This is a genomic window from Flavitalea plasmicola (genome assembly GCF_030546645.1).
In the GTDB taxonomy this organism is placed as follows: Bacteria; Bacteroidota; Bacteroidia; order Chitinophagales; family Chitinophagaceae; genus Puia.
Genome location: NZ_JAUOTO010000010.1, coordinates 167,091 through 179,408, shown reverse-complemented (window position 1 = coordinate 179,408; position 12,318 = coordinate 167,091). Strand labels below are relative to the sequence as shown.

The window sequence follows — 12,318 nt, the reverse complement described above, 5'->3', positions numbered from 1 at the left end:
AAAAGTCTATATTTTTAACCACTTTTGGCAACTAATATATGTACAGGTTTCCTTGGTCCATTTATCGACCGTTCCGGACAGGAAAAGGAACCACTCTTTAAAAATTTTACCAATGACCACCCATCTACACAACCCGGAAGGCGTTTTTCCCCCTTATCGCAATTACAGCCATGCAGTAGAAATAAAAGGCCATTCCAGCCTTTTATTCATCAGCGGCCTGAATGGCTATCATTCAAACGGCATTGATATGCCGGATCGCTTTGAGGATCAGGCGGAACTTATCTGGAAGCATATAGGAACCATCCTTCGTTTCCGCCGATATGAACTATCAAAATATTGTTTCACTTCGTTTCTATCTGGCAGACCCGTCCTATGATGAGGCAAATGTAAAAATATTGATGAAATACCTGGGAGATCACGCTCCTGCCCGCACCGTATTCTGTTGTCAATTACTTGAAACAAAATGGAAACTGGAGATCGAAGCAGTAGCTGCAAAATAGCAGCTCGTTAGAAAGCCGCATGCACCGTCGCCGTCCCCGACTGCAGCCCCTCTCCTTCCGCACGGAACTGGACATCGCCGGAGCGAGCCCCGGACTGACCGGTGACTCCGGCCACCCGGCTATTGCTGTCGGACTGCACGATGACCTGGCATTTCCCGCCGAACAAGCGGCGCTGCCATCCATTGTCATTATATTTATCCGCCTCATGGCTGCTGGGATCGCCATTCCCCACTCCGATGATCTGCGCATTGCCCGTGACGGAAAAGTGCAGCAGGCTGGCCGCATCAGGCACTTCCATGCCCTGCTTGTCCACTACCGTGACGTTGAAAACGGCGGCATCCTTACCGTCGGCGAGCAAAGTGTTCTTTGTGGGCTTCACCACGATGCGATACGGCTCTCCCGTCGTCTGCACCAGGGCGGTGAGCTTTTTACCTTTCTTGTAAGCGACGGCCTCTAGTTTACCGGGCGCATAGTTTACGATCCATTCCAGGTGGCCATTGCGGGGCATGTCTTTTTTCCCCAGGCTTTTTCCATTGAGCAGCAGCTCCACGTTGTCGGCATTGGTATTGACCCATACGGGTATGGGCTGGCCTTCCTTTCCTTTCCAGTTCCAGTGCGGGGCGATGTGCAGCACATCCTTGTCCGTCCACCAGGACTGGTAATAGTAATAGACGGTCTTGGGAAAACCGCACATATCCATGATGCCGAAGTGCGAGTTGATGTCCGGCCATTGAAACGGCGTGGGTTCTCCGCGATAGTCGAAGCCTGTCCAGGCAAACCCTCCCATGAACCATTCCCTGGCAGCGGCTATTTTCCACCAGTATTCGGCCGTGCTGGCCCAGGGCGGCGCCACGCTGTCATAATCCGGGACATAGGCATTGACGGTATCTTTATTGAAGATGCTCCGGGTGGAGACGGTGCTGGCCACTTCGGTACCCATGATGGGTTGGTCCGGGTGCTCCTTACGGTAAGGATCCAGGCCGCCCAGGTTATAGTTGAACCCTCTCACCGGGATGACCTCATTGACGCCATGCCAGACATTCCCCACGTTGGCGGCATAGGTGGCAGTGCGGGAAGGGTCCAGCTCCTGCTGTTTGACGACCTGGTTCTGGGCGATGCGTTTGCCCCAGTTGGACGTTTGGATCATCCATTCTTCATTACCGATGGACCACATGAAAATGCTGGGATGGTTGCGGTCCCGCAGGATCAGCTTCTCCCATTCGGCGCCATATTCCGCGGCGCTGTTGAGCAGGCGGGTCTCGTCCAGCACGAGCATACCCAGGCTGTCACAGGCTTCCAGCAGCTCGGGGGTCGGGGGATTGTGGCTGGTGCGATAACCATTCACGCCCATTTCCTTCAACAGCTGGATACGATAGTACTGGAGATAATCGGGAAGGGCGCTGCCGACGCCGGCATGATCCTGGTGACAGCATACACCCTGGATCTTCACGGGCTTGCCGTTGACGAAGAGTCCTTTGTCTTTATCTACCGTGATAGTGCGAACGCCGAATTTCACCGTCATGCTGTCTACGGTCCTGCCGCCGGACCTTATGATGGCCACCAGCCTGTAGAGATAGGGATCATCCAGCGACCAAAGGTTGGGAGCAGACAGCTCCATGGAGTCCGTGATCGTGCCTGTTCCGTTGATGGCCAGCGACACCGGCTGCTCCTTGCTTTGCGTCAGCTTTTTTCCCGCTCTGTCCGTGATATAGGTAGAGACGGTGGCGGTGGCTGGCGCAAGGTTCCTGTTCTCCACCCTGGTGGCTACGGTGACGGTGGCTTTTCCTTCGCCGGATGAAGTATGTACGTATACGCCGCCATCGGGGACGATATGCAGGTTGTCGTAGACATTCAGCCAGGTATGCCGGTAGATCCCCGCACCTTCATAAAACCAGCCTTCATACTGGCTGGCATCGACGCGTACCACGATAGTGTTCTTTGCATTGAATCGGATGAAGTCGGTGATGTCGTAGGAGGAACCGCTATAGCCGCTGAAATGTCCGCCCAGGTAGCAGTTGTTGACCCAAACCTTGCTGTCGCGGAAGATGCCGTCGAATTGGATGACAAACCGCTTACCGGAATCGGCACGGCTGACGGTGAAGTTCTTGCGGTACCACCCGATGCTGTTCTCGGGGAACAGTGCTCCGACGGAACGATAGCCATGCGCATCCACGTCACCGTTGGGTACGTTGGAGAAGGGAAGCGCCACGGCCCAGTCGTGCGGCAGCTGGACGGGAGCCCAGCTCCTGTCATCGAAATCCATGCTGATGGCCGTGTGGGCAGCGTCGCCTGTCTTGGCAAGGATATTACCGATGCCGTAGTTGAAATCCCGGTGCGGGTCGGCGGCATGCCCCAGGTGGAATTTCCAGTCGTCGTCGAAGTTGAGGTGTTGCCGGACAGAAGATTGGGCAAAGCCGGCCAGGGTGAGGGCCAGCGCAAAGAGCAGAAAGAAAGGTCTCATCAGCATATTACTTTACAGTTTGAAAGAAGAAGTTATCGGGGACGGGGCGCTTGGAAATTTTGTCCGTGCTATATTGCAAGGTTAGTCCGCCCTCTCCCGAGCCATTGAAATAATCCAGGCTGAACGCGTGCAGCCCTTTTTTCAGGGGTATGCGTGCCGAACGTTCCTCCATGGCATGCAGGCCGTTGTTATCGATGACCTTCAGCTGATCCACGCTCAGGACGCTGCCGTCATCGGAAGTAAGATAAAATGTATAGACACCGTCAGCCGGAACTTTTAAGAACCCTTCGAAGACAAGGCCGGCATTCTCTTTCCGGGTGAGGACGCTGCGTGAAAGGCCCGCGATGGAGCCCTCCGTGACAGGCTTCAGCGGAACGAGGTCGGCAACGGACCTCAAGCCCGCACCTTCGAAAGCGCGGTAGTATAGTCCAGCTTTCGTCTCAATACCCTTGACCGCAGGCATCCAATCGAACACGGTAACGGCAAGGCCTGCGTCATTGGGCAGTTTGCCGGCCTGGACTCCCTGTACCACGACAATACCCGTTTTATCTGCGGTGAAAGGTTTTGTATACAAAGGTGACGATGCGGAAGGCATGGAGCCGTCCAGCGTATAGCGGTATTCGACGTTCGGCTGCGTATGGACGGTGATCAACGGGTGAATGCCGTTGCCAGGGTAGCTGGCCGTGATGACGGGCCGTGGAACAAATGCACCAGTGTTGAACACCTTGATCACATAGGCCGACGTAGCTTTGATCCGTGACGGATCGTAGGCAGGCAGCTCGATTACACAGTCGCCACCTTGCTGGCGCCAATGTAATGCCTCGTGCGTCTCCAGCAGCTCGATCGGGGTACCGGCTGCGGGCGCAAGATCTTTGATCGTAAATGTCGCGCCCGGCCATTTGGGCAGCAGCGCGTACAGGTCGTTGTGGGCAGCATTGTACGTGAAAAAACATTCTTTCACGGCATAGCCGGGGTCCGGGTCCACGGTGAGCTTCAGGAGCAGGTCTCCTCCCCCATTCGGCGGCGTATAGTCCTGCCGGCCGGCGCTCCATTGAGAAGGCTCCTTCCAGCGGGTGGCGCCGTAGATGGCTTCGCCATTGACCTTCATCCAGCTGCCGATCTGCAGCAGCCTTTCCTCCATGATGGGCGGGATCTTGCCGTGCTCGTCGGGGCCGATGTCCAATAAGAAGTTACCTCCCCGGCTGACCTTGTCGATCAATTGCAGCACCAGGGAGTTGGCCGAATTATAATCCCAGGAGTCTTCCTCCCTGTTATATCCGTAGGAGAAACCCATCCCGCGGCTCTCTTCCCAGGCATGGTCCTCAAAGTCTGCGTTGGGCTGGTATTCGGGCGTATACACGCCGCCGTGATGGAACCGGATGCCGGCGCCCCAGCGGTCGTAGGTGACGACCTTGTCCTTTACGGGACTCTCATTATAGAGCCACGCGAGGAATTGAGTGGACTTCCAAAGCGTATCGGGCCCATCCCAATCGCCATCGGTCCAGAAGACCTCGGGCTTGTAGGTATTGATCAGGTCCTTCATCTGCGGCCACATATAGTTGGCCACGTAGGCCGGCCGATCTTTTTTCCAGAGGGGGTTATACCATTCGTAGAGTGAATAGTACATACCGGGGTGGACGGATGTTTTGCGGATCGCGGTGAACAGATCGCCCAGCAGGTCGCGATGGGGCCCTGCCACTCCGGCATTCCAGGGCATATCCCATGCCTGCGCCGTCTGGGCGCTGGGCCAGTTGGCCCAGCCGTCATGGTGTTTGGAGGTCAGCACCACATAGCGGGCGCCCGACTCTTCGATGATCCGGGCCCATTCATCGGGATTGTAAAGTTCCGCCTTGAATTGACCGGAAAGGTCGTAATAGCTAAGGTCGCCGAATTTTTTTTTGTGGTAGTTGATGCGGGCCGTGTCGCCGCTGTTCAGTCCTTGCTGGTACCATTCGGCATACTGGCCTTTGGTGCTCCATCCCGGTACGGAATACACCCCCCAGTGAATGAAGATGCCGAACTTGGCGTCCCTGAACCATTGCGGGACGGGGCGCTTGTCCAGGGATTCCCAGGAGGGCTGGTATGTTTGTGCGTGCAGGAGCTGACAGACGAAAATACAGGTGAAGAGCAGTCCATACTTTCTCATGAAGGTCTCATTTTAAACAAAGCTTGGAAGGTAACCAAATAGTATCATATTTTTGTAACCATAATGTTACATAAAGTTCGACCATGAGAAGAGATGTATTCCAGGCGATAGCCGACCCCACCCGCAGGGAGATCATTCAGCTGCTGTCTAAGCAGTCCCTTAACGTCAATGCCGTAGCGGACAATTTCGATATCAGCCGGCCTGCTATTTCCAGGCATGTGCGCATTTTGACGGAATGCGGACTGCTGGTGATCCGCCAGCAAGGCCGGGAACGGTATTGCCAGGCGGATCTGCGGAAATTAAAGCAGGTGGCGGAGTGGACGGATCGTTACCGGGAATTCTGGACCAGGAAGCTGGATGCGCTGGAAGAGTTCCTGGAGAAGGACAGAAAGAAGAAATGAAAAAGGGACCCGAAGGCCCCTCTTTTCCGCATCATGTCCTGATTGGCAGCGCCAATCAGCTTAGAATCTCAACGTAGCCGGCAGATATTTGGCCACTAAATCCTCATAATAGGGTCGTAGTTTATTCCAATCCGGAGGTGTCGGATTCTTGGAATACAGATCATAAGGATTAAATAATTTTACCCAGCGGAACATCTCCCTGTCATGGTCGTCCATAAGATGGTCATACCCATTCTCCCTGTGCTGGGAATAGAAGGAATGGTACCGCAGCATGTACAAGGCTGGCTCCGGCAGATGGTCTTTCATCATGTTGTAGACGTATTCATCGTGCCCCCAGGACATATCCACGTTGCGCAGTCCGCAGCCGTGCGAGTAGACGCCGTATTTGGTTTGATATACCTCATGTGTGTAGTCGGGATTGTTGGCAAAGAATTCCGGGTAAACGATCTTGTCGGAGTAAGCGCATCCCACCGGGAAGGTATCTCCTACCACGGCCCACTGGGGCTCATCGAAAAGACAAAGTACCTTGCCCATATCATGGAACAGCCCGGCCAGCACCATCCAGTCGGGATGGCCGTCGGCGCGGATGGCCTCGGAGGTCTGCAAAAGATGCTGGAACTGATCCAGGTCGGTGTCGGGATCGGAGTCATCCACCAGCTGGTTTAAGAAATCGAAAGCGTTCCATACGGACATTTCCTTTTTGTCGAATTTCAGAAACTCGGCTTTCTTCTCCTGTACGAAATCATAGGTCTGATAGGTATGGTTCAGGCGGTAGAACTCGCGGACGGAGTCCCTGGCCGGCGCTTCATAATTGCGATATTCTTCGGTGGTCTTTTCTTTTGCGATGGTCTCCGGGTCCGGATAGCGTTGGAGCAGATCGTCTTCCCAAACGTCAAGCGAACTGAGTGGGTTACTTTCCGGAATATTATTCGCTGTGTTCATGGCATTCGTAGTTTTTATCGTTATGGATGATGGGACTATGACGAACCCGCAGTCCGTCCATAGTAAATATGATAAACTTTTGACGATTGTACGAATAAGGAACTATCTTTATTTACTTAACCGTTTTCGTAAAAATAGCCTGCCATCGCCTTATGGGGAACGTCACCATACGCATATTAGCCCGCCAACTGCAGCTGTCAGCAGCCACCGTCTCGAAAGCCCTGGCGGACAGTCACGAGATCAGCGGCCCTACCAAAAAAAGGGTATTGGAAATGGCGGCTGCGCTGAACTACACGCCCAATCCTTATGCCAGCAGCCTCCGCAGAAAAAAAAGCAAGACCATTGCCGTGATCCTGCCTGAAGTAGCGGACAGCTTTTTCTCCCAGGCCATCAATGGCATCGAAGCCATTGCGCAGGACAAAGGGTATCATGTGCTGGTGTGCCTGACCCATGAGCGTTCCCAGAAAGAGCAGGCTATCCTCCACGAAATGCTCGGGGGACGCGCCGACGGCATCCTGATCTCCGTCACCTCGGAAACCAGTGACCCGGCCTGCCTGCTGGAATTACAGGAAAAAGGCGTTCCCGTGGTCTTTTTCGATCGTACCTGCGACGGGATAGATACCGCGAGGGTTGTCACCGATGACCTTCAAAGCTCGTACAAGGCCACGGATCACCTGATCCGGCAGGGGTGCCGCAAGATCGCTTTCCTGGCCATTGCCGAAGGTCTTTCCATCAGCCATCAGCGGATTGAAGGATATAAGCAGGCCCTGGAGGATGGAGGAATAAAATTCAGCCGCGAAAATATTATTGCCTGTACGCATGATGCAGCCGAGAACCTGCGGCTGCTGAAAAAGATAATGAGCCGGAAGGACCGGCCCGACGGCGTCATCGCTTCGGTGGAGAAGCTGGCCGTACCGGTGTACCAGGTCTGCCGGGAGTTGGGATTGAACATTCCCGGGGACCTGAAGGTCATCGGCTTTTCCAACCTGGTCACGGCGGCTTTTTTACAACCTGCGCTAACCACGGTGACGCAACCTGCGTTTGAGATGGGGCGGTCGGCCGCCAGTCTCCTGTTCAAAGCCCTGGGCAATAAAAACTTTAGTCTTTCCCAGCAGGTGGAGGTCATCCCTTCCGAGCTGCAGGTCCGGGAATCCACCGGCTGAACAGCCTATCGTACGTTAACAGTGTAAAGACGAACAGCCAGATCATCGGGGCGACCTGGTAGCGGAACATATTGGGTGTTGCAAAAATGCAGAAGGCTGCATTCACGGCGAAAAAGGTCATGGTCATCAGCAATGCTTCCCGGAATCCGGACTTGTTCAGCAATGCGTCCCGGAATCCGGCACTGCCGGCGCTCCCCTTCCCCTGGATCCAGTACCATACGGCGCCCAGTACGAACGCCAGGTTGATGGCCAGGTAGAAAGCAGGGAAAGGCCCCAGCAGGCGTCCCTGCAAATCCGGAGAACAGGCGATCCGCACCTGGGTGCTGCCGTAGTGGAACCAATCTTTTGCCGTCTGGTCCACCTTGCTTTCCCCTTCGTTATAACGCATCAGCATTTCCAGATCGGGATAAAAGAAGATCCGGGCGCTGGGCCAGAGATATTCCCGGGTGAACAACCAGGGGTGCCGTGTCGTCAGGTAATAGCCATATTCCGAATATACCGGGGCGACCTTATTCCATGCGGTGAAATACCCGGTATGCTCCTTTTTCTGGCGCATCTGCATATATTTTTTCAGTGGGGACTGAGGGTCCCACATATACCAGGTATCCACCGGCTGATGCGCGGGGGTCGCTCTCACGAAGCTGTCCAGCTCCCGGCATTCGGCGGAAGGCAGACGGGACGGGTCCACCTGGATATAGGGATACATGAAGAGCGCATTGTTGGCGATCTGCCAGGCGCTGAATGCAGAAAAGATCTTCACGCCTGTCTGTTGCCGGGTAGCTTCCCTGACGATGAGCACGCCGAACACCAGCACCAGGACAGAGGAAACGATGCCGGTGAGTTTGAAGACAGCGCCTTTGCGGGTGAGCAGGACGGCGGCGGCTGCGATCACGGGATAGCAAAGCGCGTTATACCGGGTATAGAATATCAGGATCAGCAAAAAAAGCTGTAACAGGAGATGGCGCACGGAAGGCCGCCGGACGAGCCACAGCAGCGTTGTCAGCCAGATCAGGCTCAAGGCGATGAATAAAGCATCGCTGGATACCACATTGGCAAGGTATAACAGGAGGGGATCGAAGAGCAGGAAGAAAAACAGGAGATGTTGTATGCTCTTGCGCGGGGAAAAGAGCCGCACAACGGAAAAATACAGGTAAAGGCCGGCCCCTTGCAGCAGGCAATACTGTATGAAGACCAGGAAAGTGTCCGATGCCGAGATGGCATGGATCAAGCGGAGGAACCAGGAATATCCGATGGGCCGGTAGCCGATGACGTCGTGCTCCATCGCCGCATAGATATAGCTATAGCTGTCCTGGAAAAAAGAGGCGTACGGATAAAAATGCTTAAAAATGAAAAATTGTAACAGGATTGCGGGAATAGCAATGAGCCATTTTCGGGTCATGGGATAAAAATACCAAAAAAAATAAGAGGCCGACCTGTAAAAAAGATTACCTGATCGACCTCTCTGGCATGATGTTCTAAAGGGAGGGAACTCTCTTCAGAGGTGGCTCGCCAGATGGCGAGCCTTGAACAAAGCAAATTATTCAAACCTTTGTTAGGTGCAACCCTAACCTACGCTGGCATTGCCATATCATCTACCTGAACAATATTGACAACAAAAGCGCTAAGCAGGATCAAGATACCAACAAAAAGATCACCGTGGCAGATCACTTGATAACTGTGCATATTTGGCAACAGCCGTGTCGAATCGGGTCATAACCGTGTCAGAACGTGAACTCCCCTACCAGCACTGTTTTTTCATCGGACGACTGCATCTGCAGGGGAATGAGCTTGCGTGTCTGCCGGTCCGTACCATAATGGGTATAGATCTCCACCATGATCGTGGTGGGGCCTGCCAGCTTTACCTGTGTGTCTCCGTAATAGTTTACCTCTACCTTGTACCGGCCTTTTATTGCCTGTTTGAGCAGGAACTGTTCCGGGCCCAGTCCGCGGGTGAAATCACTGGAGATCCGTCCTCCCAGTGCCGTCTCCTTATGGCTGTAATAGCATTTCTCGCCGTTGGGGTCCGTCACCCAGAGGTCGATGTCCGTATCGCTCATATTCCAGTTGAGGACGACACGGATGTCCACGGGCATATTCTTCAGGAGCTTTTGGGGGATCCTGCTGAAATTGACCTTATCGCCTTTCAGCGCCACCAGGTTGTTGATCTCGGGGAGGATGGTCTCCTCGATGCCCGGGTAAAGCGCGCTGACATCGGCATCGTAATTTTTCACCAGGGCGGTGTACAGGGTATCCAGGGCCGATTGGTAATGGCCGGCGTCCTGCAGCGCCAGACCATAGTCTCTGTAGCTCTGGGGCTCGAAGGGGCGCCAGTCCAGCACTTTTTTAAAGGCGGCGCAGGCGGCGGTGGATTCTCCCAGCCTGCGCAGCTCGTATCCCAGCATCTTATACAACTCATAGCTCTCGATGTCCAGCTCGGCGATGTTGGAGAGGATCTGCAGTCCCAGCTCCTTTTTGCCCTGCCTGAAAAAGAAATGGGCCGTGTAGAAATAGAAGACGGGCGTGTAGAGCTGCGTTTGGCGTTCCTGCAGATAGACGGCATACTGTCCGCCGGCGGGCGTCTTTTTTAGCCGGGTGAGGTAGGCGGACTGTATTTCGCGGTGGAAGGCTTTGAACTGGCCGGAGGAAGGGGCGGGTTCGCGCTCCGATACTTTTTCTTCGTCTTTTTTATCGGCTGCCTTGTTGGCTGATCCGCTGGCATAGCCATAGGTGACGTTCAGGCCAGCGACACGTCCTTCCAGCGCGCGACTGGGTGGGGCGGCTTCCCAGGAAATGGCATCGGCGCGGGAAGTGGCATCGGCGCGGGAAGTGGAAGACCTGTATTGAGCGGAGATCCCGTTCCTCAGCGTATCGGCATTTGCAGCCAACGGCCTGTTCCTCACCGCCGGCGCGGGCTTGACATATTTATGCTCCGTCGTCCACCAGGTGAGCAGCTGATTAAAATATTCCTCCGCATTTTCCGTCGTCGCGCGGCGCCTGTCCCGTTCCACCCGGCCCCTGGCCTTTATCAGACGGTCATATTCCTCCCGCAGCTCGGCCGGGGGCTCGATGTTGTAGGTGACGTAGTCCTCCACGGATTCCAGCACGATGAGCGAAGTGTTCCTGGTGACGAGGCCATAACGCCGGCCCAGCTGCTGGATCTCCAGCTTATTGTCCTCATAATGCCTGTCCAGCTGGGCGATCTTCTTTTGCGCCCATACCTTCTCAAGATCGATCCGGGGCGCTTTCTGGCGGGCGTAGTCCAGGGCAACCCGGGTCTCGCTGACGACCTTGCCGCCATAGCCGAACTGCAGTACCACCTGGTGCGCCGGCTGGTAGCAGATGCCCGCCACGGAGATACTGTTTACGACGGGGGTTGCCTGGGAAGGATAGCTTTCCTGCAGGGCAGGGTCGCTCCTGACGCCCATAAAATAAAGGCTTTGGTACAACAGCTGCGCCTTCGCCTCGTCGATGGTGCCCGACTCCAGGTTGATGAGTCCGCCGCCTGTCCTTTCCGTGAGATCACGCAAAAAGGGGAAGTCGGTCTTCGCGGTGGCGACGATGGCATACAGGGGTTTGGAAGCTGCGGGCATCCGGTCGCTGCCGTAATTGCTGCGCCCATCGCTGAACAGCAGGTACTCATCACAGGGATATTCGTCCGGCCGTAAGGCGCCGAACTGCGTTGCGCCGTCATAGACGGTATGCGACAGTGAATCCTTCAGCGATTGCCACTGCCCGTTGTGAATAGTGAAGTGCGCCGCAGCTTGTGTGATATAGCTGAAGGGCACCAGGGTGACCTCCACCTCCTGCAGCTGCAGGAAATAAGCGTCCAGCAGTCGCAGCTCTTTTTCATGGTCGCGGGTGAGGCCGCTGAGGCTGGCATCCCAGAACAGCGTGATATGATGCGGAAGGGGTTTGGCAATCTTTTTCGGCTTGGGGAAGGCGCTGAGCAGATACAGGTAATGATTTCCCAGCTGCTGCATGATCACGTCCTGTTCGTCGGGCGTTTTCGGAATAAGGATGGTCAGCGTCCTATCGGCCTTGAAATGCTCCCAGCGATGGGTGGCCGACCAGGTGTCTTCCCATGCTTCAAAACGGAAGGCGTCGTCGATGTTCTCTTCTATCACGGGCCTGACGGCGCCACGAAATACCTGCACGCTGAGGTTGAATGTTTCCAGGGGATGGGAGAACGCCAGGGGCAGGCGCCAGCGCAGGGAGGATGAGCTCCCGATGGGCAGCTCCTCTTCATAGCCTATGAGCACGGTGCGTACGCCATGGGGCGTGATAGGATAGATGCGGGTGCGGAACCCATTGCCTTCTACTTTTTCCAGGAGGCCGGGGTCCACCCTGCGCCGCTCGATATTTTCGAAGACCATGGTACCTTTCTCTTTTTCCACGGGCACGGCCTCTCTCATTTTGCCGTTGATGTCCAGGGCATAACGGGCCACGGTGACGCCTTCCGCCAGGGGAAAGTGCAGCTCGCCTTCCAGTATCCGGCCAGTGCTGTTCTTAAAGGTCATTGTCCAGACGGTGGTGGCGATGTTGCCGTGGATGCGAACGTCTACGTCCAGCTGTTGGAGATAGACGAGGTTGGATTCCTTTCCGTCTACTTTCATAAAGGGCACCTGGGCACGGAGAGTGTGAGCGGCGGCCGACAATAACAGGACGGCTGCCAGCCTCACCATATTGGTTTTGGGTTGCATAAAAG

General features: G+C 55.0%; 9 protein-coding genes. 4 read left to right on the top strand and 5 right to left on the bottom strand.

The features are described 5' to 3' along the window. The first annotated feature begins 112 nt into the window (after positions 1-112). The gene (locus Q4E93_RS31740) at positions 113-376 is read left to right on the top strand and encodes a RidA family protein (protein WP_303591974.1); all 264 of its coding nucleotides are present in this window, start codon (positions 113-115) and stop codon (positions 374-376) included. Continuing rightward, the gene (locus tag Q4E93_RS34510; RefSeq protein ID WP_368501910.1) at positions 321-500 is read left to right on the top strand and encodes a RidA family protein; all 180 of its coding nucleotides are present in this window, start codon (positions 321-323) and stop codon (positions 498-500) included. The genes Q4E93_RS31740 and Q4E93_RS34510 overlap by 56 nt, the downstream gene beginning before the upstream one ends. 7 nt (positions 501-507) lie before the next feature. Here the strand turns inward: Q4E93_RS34510 and galA are convergent, their stop codons facing one another. Both galA and Q4E93_RS31730 read right to left on the bottom strand, forming a co-directional pair. Then, complete coding sequence (galA, locus tag Q4E93_RS31735) at positions 508-2,961, bottom strand: beta-galactosidase GalA (protein WP_303591973.1); 2,454 nt, start codon at positions 2,959-2,961, stop codon at positions 508-510. Between the two features lie 7 nt (positions 2,962-2,968). Further along, positions 2,969-5,107, bottom strand: coding sequence for an alpha-L-fucosidase (locus tag Q4E93_RS31730; protein ID WP_303591972.1), 2,139 nt, complete (start codon positions 5,105-5,107; stop codon positions 2,969-2,971). An 83-nt stretch (positions 5,108-5,190) separates the two neighbouring features. On the opposite strand from Q4E93_RS31730, the gene Q4E93_RS31725 reads away from it, so the two are divergent. Further along, positions 5,191-5,508, top strand: coding sequence for an ArsR/SmtB family transcription factor (locus tag Q4E93_RS31725; RefSeq protein WP_303591971.1), 318 nt, complete (start codon positions 5,191-5,193; stop codon positions 5,506-5,508). 60 nt (positions 5,509-5,568) lie between these two features. Here the strand turns inward: Q4E93_RS31725 and Q4E93_RS31720 are convergent, their stop codons facing one another. Next, on the bottom strand, positions 5,569-6,450 hold the full coding sequence (locus Q4E93_RS31720) for an inositol oxygenase family protein (RefSeq protein ID WP_303591970.1): 882 nt from the start codon (positions 6,448-6,450) through the stop codon (positions 5,569-5,571). A gap of 152 nt (positions 6,451-6,602) precedes the next feature. Between Q4E93_RS31720 and Q4E93_RS31715 the strand changes: the two genes are divergently transcribed. Beyond that, positions 6,603-7,613, top strand: a complete 1,011-nt coding sequence (locus tag Q4E93_RS31715; protein ID WP_303591969.1) for a LacI family DNA-binding transcriptional regulator — start codon at positions 6,603-6,605, stop codon at positions 7,611-7,613. Here Q4E93_RS31715 and Q4E93_RS31710 read toward each other — a convergent pair. Both Q4E93_RS31710 and Q4E93_RS31705 read right to left on the bottom strand, forming a co-directional pair. Next, positions 7,573-9,012 (bottom strand): glycosyltransferase family 39 protein, encoded by a 1,440-nt coding sequence (locus Q4E93_RS31710; RefSeq protein ID WP_303591968.1) that lies wholly within the window; start codon positions 9,010-9,012, stop codon positions 7,573-7,575. The genes Q4E93_RS31715 and Q4E93_RS31710 overlap by 41 nt on opposite strands. A gap of 322 nt (positions 9,013-9,334) precedes the next feature. Beyond that, the gene (locus Q4E93_RS31705; RefSeq protein WP_303591967.1) at positions 9,335-12,313 is read right to left on the bottom strand and encodes a DUF2135 domain-containing protein; all 2,979 of its coding nucleotides are present in this window, start codon (positions 12,311-12,313) and stop codon (positions 9,335-9,337) included. Positions 12,314-12,318 lie beyond the last annotated feature (5 nt).